Raw genomic sequence first — 26,747 nt, 5'->3', positions numbered from 1 at the left:
ATGGCGATCCGGTTGCTGCGCGGCGTTTTGAGCGGTCTGAAATGGGCCCTGTGTGCGGTCGGCGGCGTGGCGCTGATGCTGACTGTGATGATCGCAACGCCGCTGGCGCGGCCGCCCGAGATGCGGTCGGTCTCCGACTCCACCAAGGGGATCGACTGGTCCACCCTGCCTGCGTTGGAGCGCTTCCAGGCCCGCGACGGCACCTGGATCGGCTATCGCCACTACGCGCCCAAAGCGTTTTCAAGCGAAGTGGAAGCCGGTTCGCGTGAAGAAAACGCGTCAAAACAGGAATCCGGAGCCCGATCCCATCGGAACGGAAATGGCTCCGGGGGCCCGGCGGCGGGCCGGGGCGCGATCTTCATCCATGGCTCGTCCGGCTCCAGCGGCACCGTCAACCATGCGCTGACCCACGCGATCGCCGCGCGCGGCGTGGAGACCTGGGCGCTCGACATCCGCGGCCATGGCGGCTCCGGCACCCGCGGCGATATCGGCTATGTCGGCCAGCTCGAGGACGACCTCGTCGATTTCGTCGCCCATTTGCGCAAGACCGCGCCGGATCTGCCGCTCACTCTGATCGGCCATTCTGCCGGCGCCGGCTTCTCATTGCGCGTCGCCGCGACGCCGATCATACAGGACATGTTCGTGCGCACCGTGCTGCTCGCGCCCTATCTCGGCTATGACGCACCGACCAACCGGCCGAGCAATGGTGGCTGGGTCAGTGCCGACATTCCACGTTTCCTGGGACTGACGGCCCTGCGCAAGCTCGGCATCGACTGCTGTGCGCAGCTTCCGGTGCTCGCCTTCGCGGTGCCGGCAAGTTCGGCGAAGTATCTCACCTCGACCTATTCCGACCGCCTGATGCGCAATTTCGCGACGCGCGGCTATCGCGTCGATCTTCCGGCAACCACACGTCCGATCACCATCTTCGGCGGCGCCGAGGACGAGATGATGATCTCGGACAAATATGCTGAAGTGGTGCAGGCGGTGAAGCCGTCGGTCGACGTCAAGGTCATTGACGGCATCAATCATATGGGCATCGTCACCCATCCGAAGGCGATCTCGGTGATCGCCGAGGACGTGGCAACGCGCGGGGCAGGGCAGTCATGATCGACAGCAGGGAGGCGTCCGCAGCGCTGGCCGATATCGACGATATCGTCCAGCGCGTGAAGCAATCGCAGCTCTATGAGCTGGCGAGCCTCGCTGCGGTCTGGTGGGGCGTGCTGGTGTTCGCAGCCAATCTCGTGACTTGGCTTTGGCCGATCTACGCGGCCTACGCCTGGGTTGCTGTAGACGTTCTGGGCGTCGGCGGCCTGATTGCACTTCGCGTGTTCGATCCGAAAAGCCACCCCTTTGGCGCCGGCGTTGGCATCAGGCTGTTCCTGGTATTCGCACTGTTCTTCGCGTTCGGCTATCTCGTCACCAGCGTCGTCGGTCATTTTGGTCCGCGCCAGTTGGGAACGTTCTGGCCGATCTATTTCATGCTGTTCTACACACTCGCCGGGCTCTGGTTCGGCTACGCGTTCGTTGCGATCGGCCTCGGCATCACGGCGCTGACGCTGTTCGGCTTCTTCTACATCGGCGAGGCGTTCCCGCTCTGGATGGCCTTCGTCAACGGCGGTGGCCTCGTCCTCGGCGGCCTCTGGATGCGGCGGATCTAGCGCATGCCCGAGCTCGACGACATCATCCACCGGCCTGCAGCCAAGACCCAGGAAGGAGCGCTCCCGTGACCGACAGCAAGCGGGCTTCCGATGCGCTGAACGAGCGCGAGAATACCATTCGTCCTGTGCGGCGGTCGCAGATCTATCTGGTCTCTGGCCTCGTCCTGCTGCTGTGGGCCGTGCTGCCGTTTGCCGACGATGCCCTGATCTGGTTCTGGCCGCGCTACGGGGCCTATTATTGGAACAGCTGGTTCGTGGCGAATGACGGGCTGTATTTCTGGTTTGCGCTCTACGTCGTCTCGGCCCTCGGCCTCGTTGCTCTCGGCGCCTGTCATCTTTCGCGAAACGGAATCCGTCTGTTCGACGGGCGCAGTCTGCTGGCGCTTGTGCTGATCGCCGCCTTCGGCCTCGTCTGCTGCACTTTCGGCAGGTTCTCGCCGCGCCAGCAAACGGTGTTTTGGCAGGTCTACATCACGCTGGTCTACCTGACGGCGGGGCTTCGGTTCGGCTACGCCTTTGCACCGCTCGGCGTGGCCATCATCGCGCTGACGCTGATCGGATATTTCACTATCCCGGGTGTACCGCTGTTGCCGTGGATGGCAGCCGTCAATGGCGGCGCGCTGATCGCGGGTACCCTCTGGATGCGGCGGGGCTAGCCGTGGCGGAGCTCGACGACATCATCCACCAGCCGCTGCGGCTGAAGATCATGGCGGCGCTGAACGCGCTGCCTGCGACAGCCGGGCTGGAGTTCTCGCGGCTGAAGAAGCTGACCGGCGCCACCGACGGCAATCTCGGCGCGCATATCGAGACCTTGGCGAAGGCGGGATACGTCCAGGTGGACAAGGCGTTCGTGGGCAAGAAGCCGCAGACCACGGTCACCGCCACCGCTGCGGGCCGTGGGGCGTTCGCAAGGCACGTGGCGACGCTGCAGGAGATTATTGCGGGGAGGCAGGTTTAGGCCGTCAGCCGATAGAGTCTGCCAGCCGAAGCCTTGCCGGAGACCGCCATGCTCGCGCGACCGTGCGAGCCTCGCATGCGGTCGGAAAGCCGCGGCTTGACTCAGCCTTAATTTCATATATGCAATTATAAAATCATATATAAAAACAAAGCGAGCCGAGCCGATGAGCGATGTGATCACCGATCCCGACGATCCGCGTCGGCGCGTGTTTGGCGAATACCGGCTCAAGCCGAACAGCGGGGTCAATCCGCCCTATTCGCCGGCCTATCCGGTGGAGTGGGGCTGCACCTTGCGCACCGTCGAGATCATGACCCGCGTCGCCCCGGGCAAGGTCTCAACACTGCTTGCCGACACGCCGTTCGAGATCGCGAGCGATCGCGTCGCTTTCCGCTTCATGCGCTCGCCCGGCCATTCCCTGGCCGTGCACGCCGGAGAGATGTTCGATCTGATGATCTCGGTGCCGGTGCGCTACAACGGGCTGTTCACCGAGACGCATATCTTCATGTATTGCAGCGATCCCATGGGGATCTGCGCGGGGCGCGAGGTGTTCGGCTACACCAAGAAGGATACCCACTACGCCTTCGATGAGCATCCGGACGGATCAATCACCGGGTGGGTCCGTCGTCGCGGCATTTCACTTGCCGATTTCTCCTTCACGCCTGACGCGTCCGCACCGGTCGTCAGGATCGTCGACGGCGATGAGCTGCCGGCCGGTGAAATCCACGTGCGCCGCTTGCCGCATCCCGAGCGGCTCGGCACGGCCTATGCCGACATCGTCTATCGCCGCACGCCATTGAAATACTCCAAGCCGGTGCCGGGCCGCGCCTCCATGACCCTGCACGCCAGCGCGTACGATCCCATCGCCGAACTGAATCCGGAAATCCTCGGCGCGCATTTCATGGTGTCGGACGTCTATGGCGGCGGGTTCGAGGTCGAGGACCGGCGGCTCATCGAGCGGCTTACCCCGTAAACAAAAGATCAGCCTGCGCGCGATGTACGTGCGGGCGGCTAATAGCGCGCGGAAAGCGCGGGCAAAGCAAGGGAGGGTTCGGACATGGCAGGACAATATCGTGTAAGCCGCCGCCGACTGTTGGCCGGCGCCGGCGGCCTTGCGTTGGGCATGACGGGCCTCGGTGCGCAGGCGCAGGAGGCAAAGCCGCTTCGGATCGGCGTGTTGACGGACATGTCCAGCCTCTATGCCGATGTCACCGGCCCGGGCTCGCTGCTGGCAGCCAAAATGGCGGTCGAGGATTTTCAGGCCTCGGCTCACAAGATGGCCCGACCGATCGAAGTCATCAGCGGCGACCACATGAACAAGGCCGATCTCGGCGCCAACATCGCGCGCGAGTGGATCGATCGCCAGAGTGTCGACGTCATTGTCGATGCGCCGAATTCAGCCGTCGCACTCGCGGTGCGCAGCGTCGTGCAGCAGAACAACAAGACGCTCCTGGTATCGGGCGCCTCCTCGTCCGATCTGACCGGCAAGTCCTGCTCGCCCAATCTCGTGCACTGGACGTACGATACCTATGCGCTCTCGTCGGGCGTTGCGCGCGCGGTGGTCGAGAGTGGCGGCAAGAGCTGGTTCCTGCTGACTGCGGACTACGCGTTCGGCCACGCCATGGAAGGCGACATCAAGAATGTCGTGCAGAAATTCGGCGGAAAGATCCTCGGCGGGGTGCGTACGCCGATCAATACACAGGACTTCTCCTCCTTCCTGCTGCAGGCCCAGGCTTCGAAGGCGGAAATCATCGCGTTGGTCAATGCCGGCGGCGACACCATCAATTCCATCAAGCAGGCGGTGGAGTTCGGTATTCCGCAGGGCGAGCGCGTGGTTGCGACGGTGCTCTATCTGAGCGATGTGCATTCGCTCGGCCTCAAGATCGCGCAGGGGCTGCAGTTCACCGAATCCTTCTACTGGGACCTGAACGAGGATACCCGCGCCTGGACCAAACGGTTTGCACCGCGCAACAACGGCCGCTACCCGACCGCTTTGCATGCCGGTGCCTACGCGACGACCCTGCATTACCTGAAGGCGGTCGATGCGCTCGGCGCTTCCAGCGACGGCAAGGCCGTCGTCGAACAAATGAAGAAGCTGCCGACCGATGATCCCCTGTTCGGCAAGGGCAGCGTGCGGGCTGACGGTCGCAAGCTGCACAACATGTATCTGTTCGAGGTGAAGACGCCCGCGGAATCCAAGCAGCCCTGGGATTACTACAAGCTGGTCAAGACCATTGCACCGTCCGAGGCCTGGCGGCCTCTGGAGGAGGGCGGCTGCGAGTTCCTGAAATCATGACCGCAAATGACCGGCGGCCGGTGGCGCTCGTCACCGGCGGCGGGGGCGATATTGGTCGGGCCATTGCGCTGAGGTTGACGCAGATGAGCGCTGCGGTCGCGATCGTCGACCGCGATGAAGTGGCGGCAAACGCCAGTGCGCGCCTTGTCGAGGACGCCGGCGTGAGGGCGCTTGCCATCCGCGCCGATGTCTCCAGTGCCCTCGATACGGCGGCCTTCGTCGAAACGGTCGAAGCAGAGTTGGGGCCGATCGGCATATTCGTCAACAATGCAGGCATCGAGGGCGTTGTCGCTCCTCTCCACGAATATCCCGACGAGACATTTGATCGGCTGCTGCAGGTCAACGTGAAGGGGGTCTTTCTCGGCCTCAAGCATGTGCTTGCACGAATGACGCAACGTGGCGCGGGCGCGATCATCAATACGGCGTCGACGTCGGCGATCCGCGGGCGTGCGGGGCTCGCCGGCTATGTCGCGTCCAAGCACGCGGTGCTTGGACTGACGCGGACGGCGGCGCTCGAGGTGAGCGGGACCGGCATTAGGGTCAATGCCGTTCTCCCCGGACCGATCGAGTCGCGCATGATCCGGGAATTGGAGGGACAGGCGCGCGATAACGCCGTTTCGTTGCGCCGAAACGGCGCGGTTGTTCATGGCCGGCCGCGGGATGTCGCCAATATCGTGGCGTTTCTGGCCTCCGACGAGGCCGCGCATGTCAACGGTGCGGCCTGGGTCGTCGACGGCGGTACCACGGTCGCTTAAGCGACGCCGCCGATCTTCTCGGAAACGATCCTGGCGGCGCTGCGCAGCTCGGCCGCAATGGTGTCGGCTTCGTTCGCGGGAATCCGATCCTGCCTCACCAGTGGAACGGTCAATGCGGCGGCCGCGCGGCCGGAGGCTTCGATGATCGGGCAGCTATAGGCCAGGATGCGCGTGTAGCCGTCGTCATTGGAGAAGTTTCCTCCCTCCGAGGAAATGCGGTCGAGCGCTGCCAGCGCCTTCTTGGCGCTGATGCGATCGTGTTCAGCGATGACATGGGCAAGCTCCTGGCGCCGGCCTTCGAGCTGAAATGCGGCCAGGACCTTCGCAGAAGCGTATTGCTGGGTGAGGGGAAATACTGCTCCCACCTTGACCGACCAGCCCATCAACCATTCCGGCTCGATGCGGGCAATCACCATGAACTGCTCGCCGTGCAACACCGTGAGGTGGCAAGACAACTGCACGCGGGAAGCGAGCTGCTCCATCACCGGCAGCGCCGCCTTCAGCAGCCGCTCGGTCGGCGGGAATTGCGAGGCGATCCGGAACAGTTTCAGCGTCAACGTGTATTCGCCGGTCGCCGGGTCCCGCGCGACATAGCCGCGGCGCTCCAGCGCCACCAGCATCCGGAAAATCTCGCTGACGGAGCGGCCGACGCACTCGGCGAGCTGCTTCTGGCTGAGCCCGCGCGACGCGCCCGCCAGCGCTTCCAACAGGTCCAGTCCCTTCTCCAGGGCCGGAGCGCCCGGCTGCAGCTTCTCAGGGTTCATCCATCAGCCCTTGTACGATCCGCCCCGGCAAGCGCGCTGTGGGACGGCAGACCGTGTACCTGATCGTGCGCACGGCGAAAAGTCGTGGTCCGAGCGGGCGTACCCTGAATGACGGGCAGATTGAATGGCGGGGAGTTCGGGACAAGCCCCTTGAGACGCGAGCCGATTCGTGCGACCTCCGCCCCCAGCAAATCCTTCATTCTGAGCCTTCGATGCACATTCTCCTGCTCGGTTCCGGCGGCCGCGAACATGCCCTGGCGTGGAAGATCGCGGCTTCCCCCCTGGTGACCAGGTTCTGGTGCGCGCCCGGCAATGCCGGCATCGCGCGGGAGGCGGAATGCGTGGCGCTCGATATCGCCGACCATGCCGCGGTGATCGACTTCTGCAAGACGAACAAGGTCGAGCTCGTGGTGGTCGGGCCGGAGACGCCGCTGGCGGCCGGCATCGTCGACGATCTCGCCGCTGCCGGCATCAAGGCGTTCGGCCCGAGCAAGATCCCCGCCCAGCTCGAAAGCTCCAAGGGTTTTACCAAGGCGCTCTGCACCGAGTTCGGTATTCCCACAGGCGCCTACAAGCGCTTCACCAACGCCGATGACGCGCGTGCCTACGTGCAGAGCACGGGCGCGCCGATCGTCGTGAAGGCCGACGGGCTCGCCGCCGGCAAGGGCGTCGTCGTCGCCAAGACCGTGCGCGAGGCCGAGGACGCCATCGCCATGATGTTCGAGGGCGCTTTCGGCGAGGCCGGCACTGAAGTCGTGATCGAGGAGTTCTTGCCGGGCCGCGAGATCAGCTTCTTTGCGCTGTGCGACGGCGAGACGGCGATTCCGCTGGCCTCCGCCCAGGACCACAAGCGCGTGTTCGACCACGACGTCGGGCCGAACACCGGCGGCATGGGCGCCTATTCGCCGACGCCTTTGGTCACGCCCGCGATCCACGACGCGATCATGGCCAAGATCATCCTGCCGACGGTATCAGGCATGAAGCAGCGCGGCACGCCGTTCCGCGGCATCCTCTATGCCGGGATCATGCTGACGACGCAGGGGCCAAAACTGTTCGAGTTCAACGTCCGCTTCGGCGATCCCGAGTGCCAGGTGCTGATGCTGCGCATGATGTCGGACATCGTGCCGGCCTTCCTCGCCGCCTGCGACGGCCAGCTGAAGAATTTCGATCTGCGCTGGCATCCGGACTCCGCGCTCACGGTGGTGATGGCGGCGAAGGGTTATCCCGGCGACTACCAGAAGGGTACGCGGATCGACGGACTTGATGACGCGGCGAAGGTGGACACCGTCGAGATCTTCCACGCCGGCACGGTCGAGAAGGACGGCGCGATCCTCGCCAATGGCGGCCGTGTGCTCAATGTCTGCGCGCTCGGCAAGACCGTGACGGAGGCCCAGGCCCGCGCCTATCAGGCCGTCGACCGCATCAGCTGGCCCGAGGGCTTCTGCCGCCGCGACATCGGCTGGCAGGCGGTGGAGGCGGAGAAGGCCAAGGGCTGAGCGAGGGCTCGTCCAGAGCTAGCTTGGCGCGGTCGTCGTCACCGGATGGCCACATGTGCACCCACAATGTGTAATCAGTCGCGGGGCTTACTGACCCCGATGATGATACCGGTACTGTGCATGGGGTTGTTTTCGCAATTTTAGGTGTCGGGGGCAGGCCCCGACTGACCTCTCAAGGATGCAACAAGATGTCCGATCTCGCCGACCTTTATCCGGATTTTGCCTCCGAATGGATCAACACCTCCTTCGGCCGGATCTTCGCCCGCGTCGGCGGCAGCGGGCCGCCGCTGCTGCTCCTGCACGGCTTCTCCGAGACCCATGTGATGTGGCACCAGGTCGCGCCTGAGCTGGCCAAGCACTTCACGCTGATCATCGCCGATCTGCCGGGCTATGGCTGGTCCGACATGCCCGAGAGCGATGCGCTGCACATCCCCTACAGCAAGCGCGCGATGGCCAAGGCGATGGTGGAGGTGATGGAGCGGCTCGGTCACGTGCACTTCGCGCTGGCCGGCCACGACCGCGGCGGCCGCGTCTCCTATCGCCTCGCGCTCGACCATCCCGGCCGGCTGTCGAAGCTCGCGGTGCTCGATATCCTGCCGACCTATAATTACTGGGAGCGGATGAACCGCGCCTACGCGCTGAAGATCTATCACTGGACCTTCCTGGCGCAGCCCTATCCGCTGCCGGAGACGCTGATCTCGAGCAATGGCGAGTTCTTCCTGCGCTTCAAGATGGCGAGCCAGACCAGGTCGAGGACGCTGGATGCCATCGACCCGCGCGCGCTCGAGCACTACATCGCCCCGTTCCGCGATCCCGCCCGCGTGCACGCGATGTGCGAGGACTATCGCGCCGGCGCCTATTTCGACTACGACCTCGACAAGGCCGATTTCGAAGCCGGCAAGAAGATCACCATTCCCATGCTGGCGCTGTGGGGCAACGCCGGCGTGGCACAGGCCGCGGCGACGCCGCTCGACACCTGGCAGCAATGGGCGACGAACGTTGTGGGCATGCCGGTGGATTCCGGTCACTTCCTCACCGAGGAGAACCCGGATGTGACAGCACAGGCGCTGCGCGAGTTTTTCGCAGGCAGCTAGCGCCGCTCGCGAAAGAACTCCTTGAGCAGCCGCGCCGCCTCGCTCTCGCCGACTCCGGAATAGACGTCCGGCGCGTGGTGGCAGGTCGGGGAGGCGAAGAACCGCACGCCGGACTCGACCGCGCCCCCCTTGGGATCGGCGGCGCCGTAATAGAGGCGCCTCACCCTTGCAAACGAGATCGCGCCCGCACACATGGTGCAGGGCTCCAGCGTCACGTAGAGGTCGCAGTCGACCAGGCGCTCGCTGCCGATCTTTTTCGCGGCCTCGCGCAGCGCGACGATCTCGGCATGGGCGGTGGGGTCATAATCGGTCAGCGTCCGGTTCGCCGCGGTGGCGATCACCTCGTAATTGCGGACCACCACGCACCCGATCGGAACTTCGCCCGCTTTTCCGGCATTTTCGGCCGTTCTGAGCGCCAAATCCATGAAGGAGGGGGCTTTCAAGCCTCGTATCATCGCCAGAAACCTGCTAGTAGCTGCGCCTTCAGCAGAAGTGCTTACCGGTTTTGCCTGGGCATGCGGCTCCGAACGAGCGCGCACAATGCCTAACGGCCACCCCCTTGAGTGAGATCATTCATGCCTCGCGACAGCGACAAAGACAACGATTCCCGCGGCCGGCGAGGCCCGGCCAAAGGCGGCCGTTCCGGCAAGGCGCGCGGCCCCGAGAAGAAGTTCGCCAAGCGCGGTTTTGAGGGCAAGAGCGAAGGGAGGGGCGATCGCGACAGCCGCCCGCCCCGTGGCGACCGCGACAGCCGCGCGCCCCGCGAGGGTCAACCCTTCCGCCGCCGCGAGGAGGGCGATGCCCCGCGCCGCGATTTTTCCGACCGTCCCCGCTTCAAGCGCGATGACCGCGGCAGCGAGGGTCGCGGCGAGCGCAGCTTCAAGCCGCGTGGCGACCGTCCGTTTTCCGATCGCTCCTCGCGTGATGGCGAGAAGCGTCCCTTCAAGCCGCGTGGCGATCGCCCCTCCTATGGCCGCGACGACCGTCCGCCGCGCAGGGATCGCGACGATTCCCGCCCGGCCGGCCGGACCGGTGACAGAAAGTTTGGCGACAAGAAGCCCTACGCGCCGCGTGGCGACCGCCCGGAACGCAAGTTCGACGGCGAGCGGAAGTTCTCGCGGGGCGCACCCGATCGCGGGCCGCGCGAAGATCGTGGCGAGCGCAGTTTTAAGCCGCGTGGAGACCGCCCGAATTTCGATCGCGGTGATCGTGCGCCGCGTGGCGACCGTCCGGAGCGCAAGTTCGACGGCGAGCGAAAGTTTTCGCGAGGCGCACCTGATCGCGGCCCGCGCAAGGATTTTGGCGGCCGCGACCGCGGCGGGGACAAGCCCTGGCAAAAGCGCGAAGGCGGCGAGGACCGTCCGCGGTTCTCGCGCTCGCGCGACGATCGCACATCGGGCGATCGTCCGTTCCGCGAGCGGCCCAAATTCGATCGGCCGCGCGAGGACCGTCCGAAATTCGATCGGCCCCGTCGCGATGGCGATGGCGACCGCGGCGGGCGTGGCGGTGACCGGCCGAAATTCAATCGTCCGCGCGAGCGGTCGGAAGGCCGTTCCGATTGGCACGAGCATCCGCGCAGCGAAGGCCGTTTCGGTGATCGCCCGCGCCGTGAAAACGAAGACGATAGCAGGATTTTCGAGAAACGCCCCGCCTTCGGCGGCCGCGGCGCCTATCGCGAGCGCGACCGTGATTTCGACCGGCGGCCGCGCCGGGAAGAAGAGCCGAAGCCGAAGAAGGCCGGCGAGCGCATCGCCAAGGCGCTGGCCCGCGCGGGGCTTGCCTCGCGCCGCGATGCCGAGGAGATGGTCACGCAGGGCCGCGTCACCGTCAACGGCCGCGTCATCAACTCGCCGGCGCTCGACATTACAAAGAACGACGTCGTTCTGGTCGACGGCAAGCCGTTGCCGGAGCGCGAGCGCACGCGGCTGTTCCTCTATCACAAGCCGCGCGGGCTGATGACCACGCATGACGATCCCGAGGGTCGTCCGACCGTGTTCGACAATCTGCCCGAAGGCCTGCCGCGGCTGATCTCGATCGGCCGGCTCGATTTCAATACCGAGGGCCTGCTGCTGCTCACCAATGACGGCGGCCTCGCGCGGACGCTCGAGCTGCCGGACACCGGCTGGCTGCGCCGCTACCGCGTCCGCGCCCATGGCGACGTCACCCAGGCGCAGCTCGACGAGCTCAAGAACGGCATCGAGGTCGAGGGCGTCAAATACGGTCCGATCGAAGCGACGCTGGAGCGCGACCAGGGCGCCAACGTCTGGCTGGTGTTCGCTATCCGCGAAGGCAAGAACCGCGAGGTGCGCAATGTCTGCGCCCATCTCGGGCTCGAGGTGAACCGGCTGATCCGGGTCTCCTACGGCCCGTTCCAGCTCGGCGAGGTGCCCGAAGGTCAGGTCGAGGAGATCAAGTCGCGCGTGCTGCGCGACCAGCTCGGCGACAAGGTGATCGAGAAGTCGGGGGCGCAGTTCGACGTGCCCTCGAAATCTTCGTCGCGCGTCGACGATGCGCCGCGCGAGACGAAGCCCGCCAGCAAGCGTGCCGTCATCAACGACCGCAAGGGCCGCCGCGTGCTGGTGCAGCGCACCGGCAGCGAGGAGGCGCGCGAGCGCAACGAGGAGGAAGCCAATGGTTACGGCCCGCCGCGCCGTCCCAAGCGCGGCTATCACGGCAAGCGCGATCTGACGCCGAAGGATGGCGAGTAAGTTTCAATGGTTGGGACGAGGTCGATACCGCGCAAGAGGTCGTCATGGCCGGGCTTGACCCGGCCATCCACGTCTTGCTCGCGTCCCCGACTGAAGAACGTGGATGCCCGGGACGAGCCCGGGCATGACGGAGTCGTATAATGCGCGTCGTCGGCGGTCGTTTGAAGGGGCGCAATCTCGCCTCACCGTCCTCGCGCGACATCCGCCCCACGGCGGACCGCCTGCGCGAGTCCGTGTTCAACATCCTCGTGCACGCCTATGACGATCCGATTGAAGACGCGCGCGTGCTCGATCTCTTCGCCGGCACCGGCGCGCTCGGCATCGAGGCGTCGTCGCGCGGGGCGAAGTTCACGCTGTTCGTCGATAATGGCGCGGAAGCGCGGGCGCTGCTGCGCAATAACGTCGAGTCGCTCGGCCTCGGCGGCGTGACGAAAGTCTATCGCCGCGATGCGACCGATCTCGGCCCCGCGCATCCCGTCGAGCCGTTCTCGCTGGCGTTCCTCGATCCGCCCTATGGCAAGGGCTTTGCGGAGAAGGCGCTGGCAAGCTTGCGCGATGGCGGCTGGCTCACGCCCGGCGCGCTGCTGGTGGTGGAGGAGGCGAAGGCCGCGCAGTTCGCGACGCCGGAAGGTTTCGAGGAATTGGAGCGGCGGGCGTATGACGACACGGAGTTCGTGTTTTTGAAGAGGCCGTAGCTGCGCTGCCGTAGGGTGGGTTAGCCGAAGGCGTAACCCACCAAGGTCTCTTTCCGCGGAAGCAGAAGAGGTGGATTACGCCTTCGGCTAATCCACCCTACGCACCGTCACCTTCGCCCGAACAGTTTCTCCACATCGCTCAGCTTCAGCTCGACATAGGTCGGCCGGCCGTGGTTACACTGCCCGGAGTTCGGGGTGTCCTCCATCTCGCGGAGCAGGGCGTTCATCTCTTCCGGCCGCAGCCTGCGGCCGGCGCGCACCGAGCCGTGGCAGGCCATGGTCGCCGCGACGTGCATCAGGCGGCGCTCCAGCGGCAGCGCCTCGTCCCATTCGGCCATGTGCTCGGAGAGATCGCGCAAGAGGCCGCCCGCATTGGTCTTGCCGAGCAGCGAGGGTGTCTCGCGCACCGCGACCGCGCCGGGGCCGAAGGATTCGATGGCGAGGCCGAACGATGCGAGCTCCTCGCTGCGCTCCAGGAGGCGCTCGACCGTCGCCTCGTCCATCTCGACGATCTCGGGGATCAAGAGGATCTGCCGCTGCACGCCGTTCGCGGCCAGCGAGGCCTTCAACCGCTCATAGACGATGCGCTCATGCGCGGCGTGCTGGTCGACGATGATCAATCCGTCGCGGGTCTGCGAGACGATGTAGGTCTCGTGGATCTGCGTGCGCGCCGCGCCGAGCGGGCGGTCGACGAGGTTGCTGACGGGCTGCGACTCGATCCTCACGTCCGCACTGGGCGTGCCGACGTCGAAGGCGGCCTGCGTGCGCTCTGCGAAAGCGGGTGCGGCGGCACCTTCAAATGACGGCATCGGCGCAACGGGCGCGGACGGCGAAGCCCGCCAGTCCCAGCTTGCGGGGCGCGGGGGCGTGAAGGCCGGCCGGAACGAGGACAACGCGCTCTCACCGCTGTTGGCGGCCGTGCGTCGGCCCTCCCGCGCGAGGCCTTCCTTCAGCCCGTGCACGATCAGCGCGCGGACGAGGCCGGCGTTGCGGAAGCGCACCTCGGTCTTGGCCGGATGGACGTTGGCGTCAACCTCGCGCGGATCCAGCGTGACGAACAGCGCCAGCACGGGATGCCGGTCGCGTGGCAGATAGTCGGCATAGGCGCCGCGCACCGCGCCCAGGATCAGCTTGTCGCGGACCGGGCGGCCGTTGACGAAGAGATATTGCCCGAGCGCATTGGCTTTGGTCAGTGCGGGAGCTGCGGCATAGCCGCTGACCACCACGCCCTCGCGTTCGGCATGGACCTCGAAGGCATGGCTGCGAAACTCAGCGCCCAGAATGTCGCCGAGCCGCGTCAGCCGTCCGGCCGCGCCGGGCAGCGCGGCAGCCCAAGTCACCGGTGCGCGCTCTTCGCCCGCGAGCGTGAAGGCGATATCGGGCCGCGCCATCGCGAGGCGCCTGACCACTTCGCGGATCGCCTCGGCCTCGGTGCGGTCGGTCTTCAAAAATTTCAGCCGGGCCGGCGTCGCATAGAAGAGGTCGCCAACCTCGACACGGGTGCCATGCGCCAGCGCCGCCGGCATGATCTCGGACTTCTCGCCGCCCTCGACCGTGAGCGCCCAGGCGTGCGGCTCACCGGCATGCCGGGTGGTGATGGACAGTCGTGCCACCGAGCCGATCGAGGGCAGCGCCTCGCCGCGGAACCCGAGCGTGCGGATCTGCAGCAGATCCTCGTCGTCGAGCTTGGACGTGGCGTGGCGCTCGACCGCGAGCGCGAGGTCTTTCGCGGTCATGCCGCCGCCGTCATCGGTGATGCCGATCCGCCGCCGCCCGCCGCCGTCGGTGAAGACGTCGATCCGGCTCGCGCCGGCATCGATGGCGTTCTCGACCAGCTCCTTGACCACGCTCGCCGGTCGTTCGACCACCTCGCCAGCGGCGATGCGGTTGACGACCTGTTCTGGCAATTGGCGGACGGGCATGAGGTTCTGAGTTTAGGCTTACGAATCTGGATTCGCGGACAGCGCTATTCTAGGCCGTGTTGCGTCAAAAGCATGTGTTGGGCAACAGCCGTGCAGCCGCCTGGGGAAGAGGGCTACCTATCACATTGAAGACATTGAGCGTTCGAGAAAATTGCGCAACCGGGACCGACCGACATCCGACGACGGTCCGGATTGTGAGGCGCCGGGCAGCGGTGTAGCATCGTGAAAAAACGGCAACAGGACGGGAGGACGCCATGTGCCATCTCTTTGCGCATCAGCCCCAGGGCGACTCCGAATCCCAGACCCGCTCCTTGCGGATCGACGGTCATTGCACCTCGATCCGGCTGGAAATGGCGTTCTGGGATACGCTGGAGGAGATCGCTGCCAGGGAGCATATGAGCGTCGGCAAGTTCCTGACCACGCTCTACAACGAGGTCCTCGACCATCACGGCGAGGTCAACAATTTCGCCTCGCTGCTGCGCTGCTCGTGTCTGATCTATCGCTCGAAGAGCATGGCGACGGTGCCGGAGTTCAAGGCGACGGTGGCGCCGATTCTCGATGCGGCGGAGTAGCAATCGGGCGCGAGCACGCTTCCACAATGTCGTCCCGGCGAACGCCGGGACCCATACCGCGTGATCTCGCTGTTGCAGAAGGTCGGTGTACCGAACGATCAATCTTCGCCGAATGTCTGCCTGTGGTTATGGGTCCCGGCGTTCGCCGGGACGACACCTTGGGTGTGGATACGCAATCCTTCAACGTCGCCATCGCTGGCGCGGTGACAACACCCCCTCCTCAAATCTCCTTCTTCTGCATCGCCCCCGCAATGTAATCCGCCTGCCGGATCGCCAGCGCGACGATGGTCAGCGTCGGGTTGCAGGCCGCCCCGCTGGTGAACTGGCTGCCGTCCGAGACGAACAGGTTCTTGACGTCGTGGCTCTGTCCGAACTTGTTGACCACGCCGTCGCGCGGCTTCTCGCTCATGCGGTTGGTGCCGAGATTGTGGGTGCTCGGATAGGGCGGCGTCGGATAGGTCACGGTGGCGCCGACGGCGTCGTAGACCGCAGCGCCCTGCTTGTAGGCGTGCGCGCGCATCGCGAGATCGTTGGGATGATCGTCGAAATGTACGCTCGCGACCGGCTGCCCGAACTTGTCCTTCACGCGAGGGTCGAGCGTGATGCGGTTGGTCTCCTGCGGCATGTCCTCGCCGACCAGCCACATGCCGGCCATCCTGGGATAACCGTCGAGCGCTGCGGTGAATGGACGGCCCCAGGCGCCGGGATTGAGGAACGCCGCCATGAACGGCAGCCCGATCGACAGCGTCTCCATCTCGTAGCCGCCGACGAAGCCGCGCTTCGGATTGTTGGCGGCTTCATCGCGGATGATCCCGGCCATGGTGGTGCCGCGATACATGTGCACGGACTTCTCGAATACGGCATAGACGCTGCCGGTCATGTGCCGCATGTAGTTGCGGCCGACCTGGCCCGATGAATTGCCAAGGCCGTCGGGGAACATGGTCGAGGCGCTGTTGAGCAGCAGCCGCGGGCTCTCGATCGAATTGCCGGCGACCGCGACGATGCGCGCCTTCTGCCGTTGCATCGCGCCGCTCTCGTCGGCGTAGACGACGCCGGTGACCTTGCCCCCAGCGTCATGCTCGATCTTGATCGCCATGCTGCTCGGTCGCACTTCGAGATTTCCGGTCGCCTCGCCCTTGGGGATCTCGGTATAGAGCGTCGACCATTTCGCGCCGGATTTGCAGCCCTGGAAGCAGAAGCCGATCTGCTGGCAGGCGCCGCGGCCGTCGCGCGGCTGGCTGTTGATCGCCATGTTGCCGGTGTGCACCGTCTTGTAGCCGAGCTTCCTGGCGCCGGCTTCCAGCACCTTGAAATTATTGTTGCCGGGAAGGCCGGGAATGCCGTTGGTGCGGGTCACGCCCATCTTGTTCTCGGCCTTGGCGTACCACGGCTCCATTTCGGCGAGGGTAACCGGCCAGTCGAGGAGGTTTGCGCCGGGAAGGTTGCCGTAGGTGCTTTTCACCCTGAACTCGTGCTCGTCGAAGCGCAGCGAGGCGCCGGCCCAATGGGTCGTCGAGCCGCCGACCGCCTTGACGATCCAGGCGGGAAGGCCGGAAAAATCCTTGGCGACGCGCCACGTGCCCGACGTGGTGCGTGCATCGGTCCAGGCGAGCTGGGAAAAACTCTCCCATTCGTCGTTGACGAAGTCGTGGTTCTCGATGCGGGGACCCGCTTCGAGAATGACCACCTTGACGCCCTTCTGCGCGAGCTCGTTGCCCAGCGTGCCGCCGCCGGCACCGGAGCCGACGATCACCACAACGCTGGAGTCGTTCAGATCGAATTTTGCCATATGCGTTCTCCTGAACCGTTGGGGTGGGTCTCAAGCCTTCGGCAGCCAGTCGATGTCGGCGAAGCCACGGTTGATGTAGCCGCCGTGCTCGGCCGAGGAGCCCTCGTAGCCGAAGCGTGGCCAGACCTCCTTCTGGTTGTAGAGCGACACGACGAGGTCGCCGCGCACCTTCTGGAAGAAGTCGCTTCCCTCGATCTCCTTCAAGAGCACGACCCGGTCGGCTTCCCATGGCACTTCGACATAGGGCACCTTGTGGCGATCCCGCGCATTCTGATCGAGCCGCGTGATGCCGTCGCTGATCAGCGACTTGACGGCGGGATCCTTCGCCGCCTTGCCGTCCCACGGCTTGATCGCGGTGACGTAGTAGTTGTCGCCGAGCACGTCGTGCGGGTAGATGTCGCGCGCGACTTTCAGCAATGTCTTCATCGTTGCGGGCGAGAGCGCGCTGGAATCATCGGCCCACGCATCCTCGATGCTCACAGCGACGCTGGTCGCGACGGCCACGACCGGCACGGCGGTCGCTGCGCCCTTGAGAAAGACGCGGCGGCTGTGCTTGCTTCGACGATCGACTTCTCTCATGGCATTCCTCCGTCAATTTTGATTTTATGATTGGATCAGTTGAAACGTCCGCCCCGCTGGATCACCTCGATCTTGTAGCCATCGGGATCGCTGACGAAGAAGAAGCGCGCCAGCGTCCTGCCGTCGTGCTTGAAATCGCGTAAGGGCCCTGGCGCGAGCTTCTCGCGCTCGAAGCGGGCATGCTCGGTCTCGAGATCCTCGACCACGACGGCGAGATGGCCGTAGCCGTCGCCGGGCTGGTACGGCTCCTTGCGATCGAAATTCACCGTCAGCTCGACCTCGAAAGGTGAGGAGGGGTGACGCAGATAGATCAGGGCAAAGTCCGCGAATTTCAGATGGTCGGCGACTTCGAGGCCGAAGGCACGCCGGTAGAAGTCGAGCGAGCGCGCTTCATCAAGCACGCGGATCATGGAATGCACCGGCTTTGCCATTCAGTGCTGCTCCTTCAGGTAAGCGATGATGGCGGCGCGCGTCTCCGGCTTGCCTTGCCGGTAGGCCATGACGACGCCGGGAATGACGGCCTGCGGATTGGTCAGCCACGCGTCGAGCCGGGCTTCGTCCCAGGTGAAATCCGCGTTCGCGAGGCCTTGCGAATACCTGAAGCCCTCGACCTTGCCGGCGGGACGGCCCAAGACCTTGAGCAGCGGCGGTCCCGGGCGCGCCGGCTCCGACAGGCTCAACGTGTGGCACACCGCACATTGTTGCTTGAAGAGTGTCGCGCCATCCGGCGGCTTTGCGGCCGGCAAAGGCATTTGCGCGTCGGCAACCCGCACCACCAGCACCATTGCAGTGCACAATCCCAGCACGAACGCGCGCATCGTCAAGAGCCGCCCATCCACATCAATCTGCGCAAACTCTAGGCGGCGTCAGATGGGCGGTGGTAGTAGCGGGCTGTTTCGCTGCGCGCGGAGATGCTCGTGATGCGCACTGTTCCGCGCCGCCTTATATGCGGAGCACAATTCCGCGAAACCGCCGTCAAATCCCTAAACGATCACCACACCATGCGCATTGCATGACGATTGCGCCGCTCGAATTCTCGACGCGATGCAATGGCCCGGTACAGACGAGCGGCGTGAAAGCCGCCGGGCCATTCATCGCGAAAAAATCCAGGAGAAATGGATGAAGTTGGTCAAGACCTCGATGATCGCATGCGCTCTGTCGGCTCTCATTGCGACGCCCGTTCTCGCGCAAAGCGCGCCCCCCACCGCCAAGCCGGGCGGCACCGTGCAGAGCAAACCCATGCAAGGCAGCACGATGGGCAGCGGCGACGAGGAGATGAATGCTCAGCCGGGCGCGGCGGGCGAGAAGGCCGGCATGAAATCGACCAAGGGCACCAGAGGTACGGTCGGCACCACGGGCAGCGCTGCGCACAAGGGAACGGCCGACGATGCGGCGACGGGCGGCGCAGCCCCTTCCAAGCGTTACTAGTCCAGCCGCGTAAGACGGCACAACTCCGGTCGCCTCGCGGCCGGAGTTTTTTGCCGCGCTAATTAGTCGTCGAAGCGCCCGCCGCGTCCGGCCTTGACGTCGCTGCGGCGCTTCTTGCCCTCGAGCCGGCGTTGCTTTGAGCCAAAAGTCGGCTTTGTCGCCCGACGCGGCTTTGGCCGCACCATGGCCTCGCGCAGCATCTCCGTGAGGCGGTCGATCGCATCCTGGCGGTTGCGCTCCTGGGTACGGAAGCGCTGCGCCTGGATCACGATCACGCCGTCCTTGGTCATGCGCTGACCGGCGAGGCGGGCGAGCCGAATCGCCGCATCCTCCGGCAGGGTCAGCTTGCGCGCGTCGAAGCGCAGCTGCGCCGAGGTCGCGACCTTGTTGACGTTCTGGCCCCCCGGGCCGGAAGCACGGACAAAGCCGATCTCGATGTCGTCCTCGTCGATGACGAGATCGCGGGATATCCGCAGCATGATGGCACCATTCGTGATGTCCGGACATATCGCGGACGTCTGCATTGGGCAATGGTGCTTGGTGGAAACGCAAATGGCCGGGCGAGCCCGGCCATTTCAGGACATCCGAGAGGGACGTCAGTTCGACTTCGTCGCCGGAGCCGCGGAGGGCTGCGCCGCGGCCTGCGGGGCGCGGCCGACGACGACGGTCAGGAGACCCTGGCCCCAAAGGCGCTTGGCGGCGGCCTTGGCGTCGTCCAGCGTCACGGCGTCGACGATGGCATTGCGCTTCTCGATGTAGTCGATCGGCAGCTTGTCCTGCTGGTACTGCAGCAGCGCTTGCGCCAGCTTGGAGGAGGTGTCGAGCGCCAGCATCTGCGAGCCCTTGAGGTAGGACTTGGCTTCGTCGAGCTCCTTCTGCGTCGGGCCTTCCTCAGCGATCCGGCGCACTTCCTTTTCGATGGCGTCGATGGTGTCGCCGGCGCGGTCGGCGCGCGTGCCGGTATTGCCGATGAACACCGCCGAATGCTCCATCCAGATCAGCGATTCGAACACCGAATAGGCGAGGCCTCGCTTCTCGCGGACCTCGCGATAGAGCCTGGAGGATAAGCCACCGCCGCCGAGGATGTGATTGACGACATAGGCCGCCATGAAGTTCGGATCGCTGCGCTTCACCCCTGGGCCACCGAAGGTTATCACGGTCTGCGGCACGTCGAGCGTCACGAAGGCGCGCTGCGGCGGCTTTGCGGCCTCGACGTCCGGAACCGGCGTGAGGTTGGCCTTGGCGGGCAGGCTGCCGAAGGTATGGTCGAGCAGCTTGCCGAGGGTCGCCGGATCGACGTCGCCGACGACAGCGATCTTCAGCCCATCCTTTGCAAGCACGCGGCCGACATAGTCTTTCATGTCGGGGACGGTGATGGTCGGCACGCTGTCGAGGTTGCCGTTGGTCTGCCGGCCATAGGGATGATCGCCGAAGGCGACCTCCAGGAACTTGCGGCTCGCCAGCGAGGTCGGATTGGTGGTCTCGCGGCGCAGGCCCGAGACGACCTGCGAGCGGATGCGTTCGACATCGGCGGTGTCGAAATGCGGCGAGGTCAACGCGCTCCTGAGCAGGTCGAAGGCCTCGTCCTTGTTGTCGCGCAACATGCGCAGGCTGCCGCGGAAGGTGTCGCGGGTGGCGCTGAAGGAGAGCTCGATGGCGCGGCGGTCGAGCCGCTCGTGGAAGGTCTTGGAGTCGAGATCGCCGGAGCCTTCGTCGAGCAGGTCGCCGACCAGGTTGGCGACGCCCGGCTTGTCCTTGGGATCCTGCGCCGAGCCGCCGGCAAAGGAATATTCCATGGCGATCAGCGGCACGGTTGCGTCCTGCACGAACCAGGCTTCGATACCGCCCGGCGAGATCAGGTGCTGGATCTTTGCGGCCGCCTGTGACGGCGAGACCGCAGCGAGCGCGAGCGCAGCGCCGGTGGCAAAAGAGAATGCAGCGCGTCGAAGGAAGGGATAGGTCACGAACGCTTCTCCTCGCGCTTGGTGGCGGCAGTGTCCTTGATCAGATAGCCCGTCACCGAGCGCTTCTTCTCGAGCCATTTCTGCGCAACGGCGCGGACCTGCTCGGCGGTGACCGCGCGGATGCGGTCGGGCCAGCTCCTGATGTCCTCGATCGACAGGCCCGTGGTCAGCGCGCCGCCATACCAGCGTGCCAGCACCGCCTGATTGTCCTGGGCGTAGATCGCCTCCGCGATGAGCTGGGTCTTGACCCGCTCCAGATCCTCGGCGCGGATCGGGTTCTGCGCGACATTGGCGATGACGCCGTCGACCGCCTGCTCGACCTCGGCAAAGCTGACGCCGGGTTTCGGTGAGGCCGAGATCGCGAACTGGGTCGGGTCGAGTGAGATGCTCGAATAGCTGGCGTTGGCGGAGACCGCGAGCGGCTTGTCGACGACGAGGGCGCGGTAGAGATAGGAATTGCTGCCGCTGCCCATCAGCTGCGCCAACACGTCGAGGGCCGCGCTTTCACCGGCCGCGGCCGTGGTTGCCGAGGGCACCAGATAATAGCGCCGCATGCTCGGCTGCTCGACGCGCGGGTCGGCCAGCGTGACGGTGCGCGGGGCGGCGGGCTCCGGCTCCTGCGGACGGACGCGCCGCGCCGGAATCGCTGATTGCGCCGGGATGGAGCCGAAATTGCGCTCCACCAGCGGGCGTATGTCGGCGGCCTCGACGTCGCCGGCGATCACCAGGATCGCGTTGTTCGGCGCATAGAAGCGGCGGTAGAAGGCGAGTGCGTCCTCGCGGTCGAGCTTCTCGATCTCCTGATGCCAGCCGATCACGGGACGGCCGTAGGGATGATTGAGATAGAGCGCGGCCATGATCTGCTCGTTCAGCCGCGCGTCCGGATTGTTGGCGACGCGCATGTTGTACTCTTCGAGCACGACGTCGCGCTCGGGCAGCACGTTCTCGTCCTTCAGGATGAGGCCCGTCATGCGATCGGCCTCGAACTCCATCATGGTCGGCAGCTGCTCTTTCGGCACGCGCTGGTAATAGTTGGTGTAGTCGACCGAGGTCGAGGCGTTCTCGTTGCCGCCGACGCGAAGCACGGTCTGGGAGAATTCGCCGACGGGATGCTTCGAGGTGCCCTTGAACATCAGGTGCTCGAGGAAGTGGGCGAGGCCGGACTTGCCCGGCGTCTCGTCGGCCGAGCCGACCTTGTACCAGATCATCTCGGTGACGACGGGCGTGCGGTGGTCGGGGATCACCACGACCTGCATGCCGTTGCTGAGCGTGAAGCTGGCGGGCGGGGCCGATGTTACCGTGGTCTGGGCAAGGGCCGCGCCGGCCGAGAGAATGCTCGTCGAAAGCAGCGCGGCAAAGAGGCAGGCAGCCGATCGGTAAGAGGACATCATGATCCTTTTGAAAGGCCGAGGTCCGGATGTCCGGCTCGGACGGCACGGCATGCTACACCGTGCGGCTGAGGCTTCGCGTCACGAAGCAGAGAACCCAACGCGGTGGCAAGTTACTGATCAGCAATTTATGCGCCTCGGCCGGCGTACATGAAGCGCCGGCGCGGGGTTTCGGGTCTGTGGAACAGGAACGCTATTGTTCCTTGTCCTTGCCGGACATGATGTCGAAATAGGTCCGCCGCGACTTGTCCGGTCCGGCGCCATAGGAGTAGTTCGGAGACGGCGTCTGATAGCCCGGCGGCGGCTCGACCAGCGACTGGCGCGGCGGCTCCTCGGTGAATTTCTTTTCTTCGGTGGCGTTGCCGCCCTTCATCATATTCCACAGGCCGCCGGAGAAGCCGAGTTCGGCGGGGCTGAGTGACGGATTGCCGTTGGTGCCCGGCTGGATCGGGTCATTGCTTGTCCGGGGGGCTGCGGCGACCTGGCCGGCCTTCATCTCGGCAGGCGTCAGCTGTCGGGCGGCCTGCCAGTTTTCCGTTTCCTTGGTTGCCTTCTTGCGCGCGGCGATGGCTTCCTTGCGGCGCTTCTCCTCGGGGTCCTTGGGCCAGTTCGGAGCGGCCTTGGCCTGGGTCGCGGGAGGCGGCAGGTCGAGCTTGGGCGGCACCACCAGCGGCGAGCGCTCGCGGTATTCGATGCCGGGCTTTTCCATGCTCTTGGCGCCGATGCCGGACATCAGATTGTCGATGATCTTCTCTTCGAAGGTCATCCCGTCATCATCATCGTCGTCATCACCGGCACGCGCTGCGCCGACCGACATGACGAGACCGATGCAGAGCGCGACGGCGGACAATTTCAACGCCCGCCAATGCCCCGATCGGGGGTCTCGAACCATCGAAAAGCTGGTCTTCGAGCTGCGCATTACTGTACCTGTTCCATATTGTGTCAGATCGCCGCTCGCACGCGGCAAACCCTCGCAAAGGCCGGGTTCCACCTGCCGGTCCGTATCGACCGGGATCAGGGCGCTTTTGCGGCGGGTACCCCCAGGAAGGAATCATACAATAGCCCCGCCACCCCAGCAACGATGGCCACGTCGGCGAGGTTAAACACATACCAATTATAGGTATTTCCGCCGATCTCGATGTGGAGCAGGGCGAAATCGACCACCGCGCCATAGGCCAGGCGGTCGATGCCGTTGCCGATGGCGCCGCCGATGATCAGCCCCAGCGCGACCGTGGCAAGCCGGGTGTGCGAGCGGGCCATCCAGATCGCCAGCGCGACCACGGCGATGGCCTTGACGGCCATCAGCGCGAGCTGCGCGGCCTGGCTGTCGTTCTGGAGCCAGCCAAAGCTGATGCCGATATTCCAGGCCAGCACCAGGTCGAAGAACGGCGTCACCTTCACCACGCCGCGACGGGCGAGGTCGAACCCGTTCAGCAGCCAGAGCTTCGAGGCCTGGTCGGCCACAAGCGTGACCAGGGCCGCGAGGATGCCGGCGCGGAGCGGGGTCATGGGGTGCCGATCAGACGCTCACGCCCAACGCCTTCCACTCGCGCAGTGCTTGTGCGTCGCGCGGGGTGACGTCGGGGTATTCAGCGTCTTCGCCGACCGTCGGGGAGATCTTCCAGGAGCGGGCGCATTTGGTGCCGACCGCCTTCTCCACCACGACCGCGACACCGGGCACGGCATCGAGCCGGAATGCATCGGCGGGAGCCTCGCCCTCACGCACCTCGTAGTTCGAGGTGATGCAGATTTCGGCCAGGTCGACGTCGAACAGCGTCATCAGCATGTCCCGGTCGGCGACATAAATCACCGGCGAGGCTTCCAGCGACGAGCCGATGTTCTTGGCGGCGCGTTCGAGCTCGAGCGCGCCCGTGACGACACGGCGGACGTTACGGATCGCTTCCCATTTCGCGGCGAGCTTGTCGTCGCGCAAGGCTTCGAGATCGTTCGGGAACTGGGTCAGATGCACCGACGGTTCGGCGTTGGGGCGATACATGCGCCAGCCTTCCTCCGCGGTGAAGCTGAGGATCGGCGCCAGCCATTTCAGGACCGAGGCGCACAACAGGTCGATCGTCGTCAGCGCCGCCTTGCGCGTCGGCGACGACGGCGGATCGCAATAAAGCGTGTCCTTGCGGATGTCGAAATAGAACGCCGAGAGTTCGCTGTTCAGGAAAGCGGACAGGATCGCGACCACCGACTTGAAGTCGAACTCCTGATAGGCCTTGCCGATGGCGGCGGCGCGGATCGCGAGCTCGTGCAGCATCAGCCGTTCGAGCTCGGGCATCTCGGCGGGCGCGACCGCCTCAGTCGGCTTGTAATGATGCAGCGTGCCGAGCATCCAGCGCACGGTGTTGCGCAGCTTGCGGTAGGTCTCGACCGTGTTCTTCAGGATCTCGGGACCGATGCGCTGGTCGTCGGTGTAGTCGCAAGACGCGACCCAGAGCCTCAAGATGTCGGCGCCGGATTCCTTGATGACGGCCTGCGGCTCGATGGTGTTGCCGAGTGACTTCGACATCTTGCGGCCGTCCTCGGCCTGGGTGAAGCCGTGGGTCAACACGATGTCGTAAGGAGCCCGACCGCGCGTGCCGCAGCTCTCCAGCAGCGAGGAGTGGAACCAGCCGCGATGCTGGTCCGAGCCTTCCAGATACATCACCGTGTCGGTGCCGCCGTCGACCTTGCGCTTGATGCCGGCGAGCCCGGGAAACTGCACGGGGTCTTCGAGCACGAAGGCGTGTGTCGAGCCGGAATCGAACCAGACGTCGAGAATGTCGTCGACCTTCTGCCAGTCTTCATTGGCACGCGCTCCCAGGAAGCGCTCGCGCGCGCCTTTCGCGTACCAGGCATCGGCGCCTTCCTGCTCGAAGGCATCGCCGATACGGGTATTGACGGCCTCGTCCTGGAGGATCTCGGCGGAGCCGTCGCCCTTCTCGCGCACGAACACGGCGATCGGCACGCCCCAGGCGCGCTGGCGCGAGATCACCCAATCGGGCCGCGCCTCGATCATGCCGTTGATGCGGTTTTCGCCTGAAGGCGGCACCCATTGCGTCACCGAGATCGCGTGCAGCGCGCGGGCCCGCAGCGTGTCGCCGCTCTTCGCCTTGCCGCTCGCCGCAACGTCCTTGTCCATCGCGATGAACCATTGCGGCGTATTGCGGAAGATCACCGGCTTCTTGGAGCGCCAGGAGTGCGGATATTGGTGCTTGAGCCGGCCGCGCGCCAGCAGCATGCCTCTTTCGACGAGCGCCTTGATCACGGCCTCGTTGGCGTCGCCCTTCTCGCCCTTGTCGTTGATGACACGCTTGCCGGCAAAGCCCGGCGCATGATCGGTGTAGGCGCCGTTCTCGTCGACGGTATAGGGGATTGCCGTGGTGATGCCGCGTGCATCGAGATCGCGCGCCTGCGCCATCCAGGCATCGAAGTCCTCGCGACCATGGCCAGGCGCGGTGTGCACGAAGCCGGTGCCGGTGTCGTCGGTGACGTGGTCGCCGGGCAATAGCGGCACGATGAAGTCGTAGCCGCCGGCAAGGCCCTTCAGCGGATGGGCGCATTCGATCGCGTCCATGGTGTCGCCGGGGATATCGCGCACCTTCTCGAAGGCCGTCACGCGGGCCTGCTTGAAGACCTCTTCAGCGAGCGCATCGGCGAGGATCAGGAGGTCGCCCGTCTTGGTCCAATTGTCGGCGGGCGCGTCCGTCACCTTGTACAGGCCGTAGGCGATCTTCGGCGAGAACGAGATGGCGCGGTTGCCCGGCAGGGTCCACGGCGTGGTGGTCCAGATCACGACGCTTGCGGGGGCGAGAGCGCCGTGCGCGGGCGACGTAACCGGGAATTTCACCCACACCGTATCGGAGGTGTGGTCCTCGTACTCGACCTCGGCTTCGGCCAATGCGGTCTTCTCGACCACGCTCCACATCACCGGCTTGGAGCCGCGATAGAGCGTGCCGTTGGCGGCGAACTTCATCAGCTCGCGCGCGATCTGGGCTTCGGCCGGATAGCTCATGGTGGCGTAGGGATGATCCCAATCGCCGATGACGCCGAGGCGCTTGAACTCCTCGCGTTGCACGCCGAGCCAATGCGTGGCGTAGGCGCGGCACTCCTTGCGGAAGTCGATCATCGCGGTGGAGTCGCGGAAATCGGGCTTCTGCTTGCCCTTCTTGCGATAGTGCTCTTCCTCGACCTTCCATTCGATCGGCAGGCCGTGGCAGTCCCAGCCTGGCACGTAGTTGGAATCGAAGCCGAGCATCTGCTGGCTCTTGGTGACGAGATCCTTGAGGATCTTGTTCAGCGCCGTGCCGATATGGATGTTGCCGTTGGCATAGGGCGGACCGTCATGCAGCACGAACTTGGCGCGGCCCTTCGCGCTCTCGCGCAGTCTCTCGTAAAGGCCGATCTCGTACCAGCGCTTGAGGATCTCCGGCTCGCGCTGCGGCAGGCCGGCGCGCATCGGGAATTCGGTCTGCGGCAGGAACAGGGTCTTCGAATAGTCTTTGGCTTCAGACTTTGGGGACTTTTGCGGCTTTTCGGACATGAGGCTGACTGGCTCGGAAGGGCGCGGGAACGGATGGCGATGCGGAATCGCGGGGTGAAACGACAAAATCCCGGTCTTGCGCGGAGCCCTCAGGCTCAGGCGGAAGCCGGGCCGCTAATCCCTATGATGCGCCGCGCAAACATGGGCTCTCCATAG

26 protein-coding genes are annotated in these 26,747 nt (G+C 65.2%); 13 read left to right on the top strand and 13 right to left on the bottom strand.

The annotated features are described in order from the left end of the window. The 7 genes from XI04_RS32615 to XI04_RS32585 all read left to right on the top strand — a co-directional run bounded on the left by XI04_RS32615 (position 1) and on the right by XI04_RS32585 (position 5,664). Positions 1-1,107 (top strand): alpha/beta hydrolase, encoded by a 1,107-nt coding sequence (locus XI04_RS32615; RefSeq protein ID WP_212429188.1) that lies wholly within the window; start codon positions 1-3, stop codon positions 1,105-1,107. Beyond that, positions 1,104-1,658, top strand: a complete 555-nt coding sequence (locus tag XI04_RS32610; protein WP_095424795.1) for a hypothetical protein — start codon at positions 1,104-1,106, stop codon at positions 1,656-1,658. The genes XI04_RS32615 and XI04_RS32610 overlap by 4 nt, the downstream gene beginning before the upstream one ends. Before the next feature lie 65 nt (positions 1,659-1,723). Continuing rightward, positions 1,724-2,314, top strand: coding sequence for a hypothetical protein (locus tag XI04_RS32605; RefSeq protein ID WP_212429189.1), 591 nt, complete (start codon positions 1,724-1,726; stop codon positions 2,312-2,314). Positions 2,315-2,316: 2 nt separating this feature from the next. Further along, positions 2,317-2,616: a winged helix-turn-helix domain-containing protein gene (locus XI04_RS32600; RefSeq protein ID WP_028140120.1), complete on the top strand. Its 300-nt coding sequence runs from the start codon at positions 2,317-2,319 to the stop codon at positions 2,614-2,616. Positions 2,617-2,779: 163 nt separating this feature from the next. Then, positions 2,780-3,586, top strand: a complete 807-nt coding sequence (locus XI04_RS32595) for an acetoacetate decarboxylase family protein (protein WP_197742267.1) — start codon at positions 2,780-2,782, stop codon at positions 3,584-3,586. Positions 3,587-3,736: 150 nt separating this feature from the next. Then, a complete protein-coding gene (locus XI04_RS32590) occupies positions 3,737-4,909 on the top strand; it encodes an ABC transporter substrate-binding protein (RefSeq protein WP_271623886.1) in 1,173 nt (390 codons plus the stop codon). Next, positions 4,906-5,664, top strand: coding sequence for an SDR family NAD(P)-dependent oxidoreductase (locus tag XI04_RS32585; protein WP_212429191.1), 759 nt, complete (start codon positions 4,906-4,908; stop codon positions 5,662-5,664). The genes XI04_RS32590 and XI04_RS32585 overlap by 4 nt, the downstream gene beginning before the upstream one ends. Here XI04_RS32585 and XI04_RS32580 read toward each other — a convergent pair. Next, on the bottom strand, positions 5,661-6,428 hold the full coding sequence (locus XI04_RS32580) for an IclR family transcriptional regulator (RefSeq protein WP_049801865.1): 768 nt from the start codon (positions 6,426-6,428) through the stop codon (positions 5,661-5,663). The genes XI04_RS32585 and XI04_RS32580 overlap by 4 nt on opposite strands. A gap of 212 nt (positions 6,429-6,640) precedes the next feature. On the opposite strand from XI04_RS32580, the gene purD reads away from it, so the two are divergent. Next, a complete protein-coding gene (gene purD, locus XI04_RS32575; RefSeq protein WP_095424798.1) occupies positions 6,641-7,924 on the top strand; it encodes a phosphoribosylamine--glycine ligase in 1,284 nt (427 codons plus the stop codon). Between the two features lie 188 nt (positions 7,925-8,112). After that, a complete protein-coding gene (locus XI04_RS32570) occupies positions 8,113-9,018 on the top strand; it encodes an alpha/beta fold hydrolase (RefSeq protein ID WP_097669100.1) in 906 nt (301 codons plus the stop codon). On the opposite strand, the gene XI04_RS32565 is transcribed toward XI04_RS32570, so the two are convergent. Then, complete coding sequence (locus tag XI04_RS32565) at positions 9,015-9,473, bottom strand: nucleoside deaminase (RefSeq protein ID WP_038947486.1); 459 nt, start codon at positions 9,471-9,473, stop codon at positions 9,015-9,017. The genes XI04_RS32570 and XI04_RS32565 overlap by 4 nt on opposite strands. 120 nt (positions 9,474-9,593) lie before the next feature. On the opposite strand from XI04_RS32565, the gene XI04_RS32560 reads away from it, so the two are divergent. Further along, a complete protein-coding gene (locus tag XI04_RS32560; protein WP_271610002.1) occupies positions 9,594-11,726 on the top strand; it encodes a pseudouridine synthase in 2,133 nt (710 codons plus the stop codon). A 140-nt stretch (positions 11,727-11,866) separates the two neighbouring features. Beyond that, a complete protein-coding gene (rsmD, locus tag XI04_RS32555) occupies positions 11,867-12,421 on the top strand; it encodes a 16S rRNA (guanine(966)-N(2))-methyltransferase RsmD (RefSeq protein ID WP_271610003.1) in 555 nt (184 codons plus the stop codon). Between the two features lie 107 nt (positions 12,422-12,528). Here rsmD and mutL read toward each other — a convergent pair whose 3' ends face one another. Beyond that, positions 12,529-14,343, bottom strand: a complete 1,815-nt coding sequence (mutL, locus tag XI04_RS32550; protein WP_271610004.1) for a DNA mismatch repair endonuclease MutL — start codon at positions 14,341-14,343, stop codon at positions 12,529-12,531. Between the two features lie 254 nt (positions 14,344-14,597). Here mutL and XI04_RS32545 point away from each other — a divergent pair, with 254 nt between their 5' ends. Beyond that, a complete protein-coding gene (locus tag XI04_RS32545; RefSeq protein WP_271610005.1) occupies positions 14,598-14,915 on the top strand; it encodes a ribbon-helix-helix domain-containing protein in 318 nt (105 codons plus the stop codon). A gap of 220 nt (positions 14,916-15,135) precedes the next feature. Here the strand turns inward: XI04_RS32545 and XI04_RS32540 are convergent, their stop codons facing one another. The 4 genes from XI04_RS32540 to XI04_RS32525 are packed head-to-tail and all read right to left on the bottom strand — an operon-like array spanning position 15,136 to position 18,068. Further along, a complete protein-coding gene (locus XI04_RS32540) occupies positions 15,136-16,704 on the bottom strand; it encodes a GMC family oxidoreductase (protein ID WP_018321944.1) in 1,569 nt (522 codons plus the stop codon). A 30-nt stretch (positions 16,705-16,734) separates the two neighbouring features. Beyond that, the gene (locus tag XI04_RS32535) at positions 16,735-17,283 is read right to left on the bottom strand and encodes a gluconate 2-dehydrogenase subunit 3 family protein (RefSeq protein ID WP_271610006.1); all 549 of its coding nucleotides are present in this window, start codon (positions 17,281-17,283) and stop codon (positions 16,735-16,737) included. A 35-nt stretch (positions 17,284-17,318) separates the two neighbouring features. Beyond that, positions 17,319-17,714 carry a VOC family protein gene (locus XI04_RS32530; protein WP_028140132.1) on the bottom strand — a complete coding sequence of 132 codons (396 nt, stop codon included), beginning with the start codon at positions 17,712-17,714 and terminating at the stop codon, positions 17,319-17,321. Further along, positions 17,715-18,068: a c-type cytochrome gene (locus XI04_RS32525; RefSeq protein WP_333916314.1), complete on the bottom strand. Its 354-nt coding sequence runs from the start codon at positions 18,066-18,068 to the stop codon at positions 17,715-17,717. 334 nt (positions 18,069-18,402) lie between these two features. Between XI04_RS32525 and XI04_RS32520 the strand changes: the two genes are divergently transcribed. Further along, complete coding sequence (locus tag XI04_RS32520) at positions 18,403-18,711, top strand: hypothetical protein (protein ID WP_028140134.1); 309 nt, start codon at positions 18,403-18,405, stop codon at positions 18,709-18,711. Positions 18,712-18,773: 62 nt separating this feature from the next. On the opposite strand, the gene arfB is transcribed toward XI04_RS32520, so the two are convergent. The 6 genes from arfB to ileS form a co-directional block, all read right to left on the bottom strand. Beyond that, positions 18,774-19,190: an alternative ribosome rescue aminoacyl-tRNA hydrolase ArfB gene (gene arfB / locus XI04_RS32515; RefSeq protein ID WP_018321949.1), complete on the bottom strand. Its 417-nt coding sequence runs from the start codon at positions 19,188-19,190 to the stop codon at positions 18,774-18,776. Between the two features lie 117 nt (positions 19,191-19,307). Next, positions 19,308-20,675 (bottom strand): M16 family metallopeptidase, encoded by a 1,368-nt coding sequence (locus tag XI04_RS32510; protein WP_271610007.1) that lies wholly within the window; start codon positions 20,673-20,675, stop codon positions 19,308-19,310. Next, complete coding sequence (locus tag XI04_RS32505) at positions 20,672-22,066, bottom strand: M16 family metallopeptidase (RefSeq protein WP_038974639.1); 1,395 nt, start codon at positions 22,064-22,066, stop codon at positions 20,672-20,674. Before XI04_RS32505 ends, XI04_RS32510 begins: the two co-directional genes overlap by 4 nt. Positions 22,067-22,256: 190 nt before the next feature. Next, positions 22,257-22,982 carry a hypothetical protein gene (locus XI04_RS32500; RefSeq protein WP_271610008.1) on the bottom strand — a complete coding sequence of 242 codons (726 nt, stop codon included), beginning with the start codon at positions 22,980-22,982 and terminating at the stop codon, positions 22,257-22,259. Positions 22,983-23,077: 95 nt separating this feature from the next. Then, positions 23,078-23,572 carry a signal peptidase II gene (gene lspA / locus XI04_RS32495; protein ID WP_028140139.1) on the bottom strand — a complete coding sequence of 165 codons (495 nt, stop codon included), beginning with the start codon at positions 23,570-23,572 and terminating at the stop codon, positions 23,078-23,080. 10 nt (positions 23,573-23,582) lie between these two features. Continuing rightward, the gene (gene ileS / locus XI04_RS32490) at positions 23,583-26,591 is read right to left on the bottom strand and encodes an isoleucine--tRNA ligase (RefSeq protein WP_271610009.1); all 3,009 of its coding nucleotides are present in this window, start codon (positions 26,589-26,591) and stop codon (positions 23,583-23,585) included. Positions 26,592-26,747 lie beyond the last annotated feature (156 nt).

Origin of the sequence: Bradyrhizobium sp. CCBAU 11430, from assembly GCF_028128855.1 — a bacterium.
Lineage (GTDB): Bacteria > Pseudomonadota > Alphaproteobacteria > Rhizobiales > Xanthobacteraceae > Bradyrhizobium > Bradyrhizobium ottawaense.
This window is presented reverse-complemented; position numbering and strand designations above follow the sequence as displayed.

Excerpts from the sequence above, each read along its gene's own strand:
- XI04_RS32610 (WP_095424795.1), top strand. The coding sequence starts at position 1,104 with ATGATCGACAGCAGGGAGGCGTCCGCAGCGCTGGCCGATATCGACGAT.
- XI04_RS32565 (WP_038947486.1), bottom strand. The coding sequence starts at position 9,473 with ATGATACGAGGCTTGAAAGCCCCCTCCTTCATGGATTTGGCGCTCAGA.
- XI04_RS32545 (WP_271610005.1), top strand. The coding sequence starts at position 14,598 with ATGTGCCATCTCTTTGCGCATCAGCCCCAGGGCGACTCCGAATCCCAG.
- XI04_RS32580 (WP_049801865.1), bottom strand. The coding sequence starts at position 6,428 with ATGAACCCTGAGAAGCTGCAGCCGGGCGCTCCGGCCCTGGAGAAGGGA.
- XI04_RS32500 (WP_271610008.1), bottom strand. The coding sequence starts at position 22,982 with ATGCGCAGCTCGAAGACCAGCTTTTCGATGGTTCGAGACCCCCGATCG.
- XI04_RS32520 (WP_028140134.1), top strand. The coding sequence starts at position 18,403 with ATGAAGTTGGTCAAGACCTCGATGATCGCATGCGCTCTGTCGGCTCTC.
- XI04_RS32615 (WP_212429188.1), top strand. The coding sequence starts at position 1 with ATGGCGATCCGGTTGCTGCGCGGCGTTTTGAGCGGTCTGAAATGGGCC.
- XI04_RS32595 (WP_197742267.1), top strand. The coding sequence starts at position 2,780 with ATGAGCGATGTGATCACCGATCCCGACGATCCGCGTCGGCGCGTGTTT.
- XI04_RS32590 (WP_271623886.1), top strand. The coding sequence starts at position 3,737 with ATGACGGGCCTCGGTGCGCAGGCGCAGGAGGCAAAGCCGCTTCGGATC.
- XI04_RS32530 (WP_028140132.1), bottom strand. The coding sequence starts at position 17,714 with ATGGCAAAGCCGGTGCATTCCATGATCCGCGTGCTTGATGAAGCGCGC.
- XI04_RS32540 (WP_018321944.1), bottom strand. The coding sequence starts at position 16,704 with ATGGCAAAATTCGATCTGAACGACTCCAGCGTTGTGGTGATCGTCGGC.
- ileS (WP_271610009.1), bottom strand. The coding sequence starts at position 26,591 with ATGTCCGAAAAGCCGCAAAAGTCCCCAAAGTCTGAAGCCAAAGACTAT.
- XI04_RS32560 (WP_271610002.1), top strand. The coding sequence starts at position 9,594 with ATGCCTCGCGACAGCGACAAAGACAACGATTCCCGCGGCCGGCGAGGC.
- XI04_RS32525 (WP_333916314.1), bottom strand. The coding sequence starts at position 18,068 with ATGGTGCTGGTGGTGCGGGTTGCCGACGCGCAAATGCCTTTGCCGGCC.
- XI04_RS32505 (WP_038974639.1), bottom strand. The coding sequence starts at position 22,066 with ATGATGTCCTCTTACCGATCGGCTGCCTGCCTCTTTGCCGCGCTGCTT.
- rsmD (WP_271610003.1), top strand. The coding sequence starts at position 11,867 with ATGCGCGTCGTCGGCGGTCGTTTGAAGGGGCGCAATCTCGCCTCACCG.
- XI04_RS32535 (WP_271610006.1), bottom strand. The coding sequence starts at position 17,283 with ATGAGAGAAGTCGATCGTCGAAGCAAGCACAGCCGCCGCGTCTTTCTC.
- XI04_RS32570 (WP_097669100.1), top strand. The coding sequence starts at position 8,113 with ATGTCCGATCTCGCCGACCTTTATCCGGATTTTGCCTCCGAATGGATC.
- arfB (WP_018321949.1), bottom strand. The coding sequence starts at position 19,190 with ATGCTGCGGATATCCCGCGATCTCGTCATCGACGAGGACGACATCGAG.
- XI04_RS32585 (WP_212429191.1), top strand. The coding sequence starts at position 4,906 with ATGACCGCAAATGACCGGCGGCCGGTGGCGCTCGTCACCGGCGGCGGG.
- lspA (WP_028140139.1), bottom strand. The coding sequence starts at position 23,572 with ATGACCCCGCTCCGCGCCGGCATCCTCGCGGCCCTGGTCACGCTTGTG.
- purD (WP_095424798.1), top strand. The coding sequence starts at position 6,641 with ATGCACATTCTCCTGCTCGGTTCCGGCGGCCGCGAACATGCCCTGGCG.
- mutL (WP_271610004.1), bottom strand. The coding sequence starts at position 14,343 with ATGCCCGTCCGCCAATTGCCAGAACAGGTCGTCAACCGCATCGCCGCT.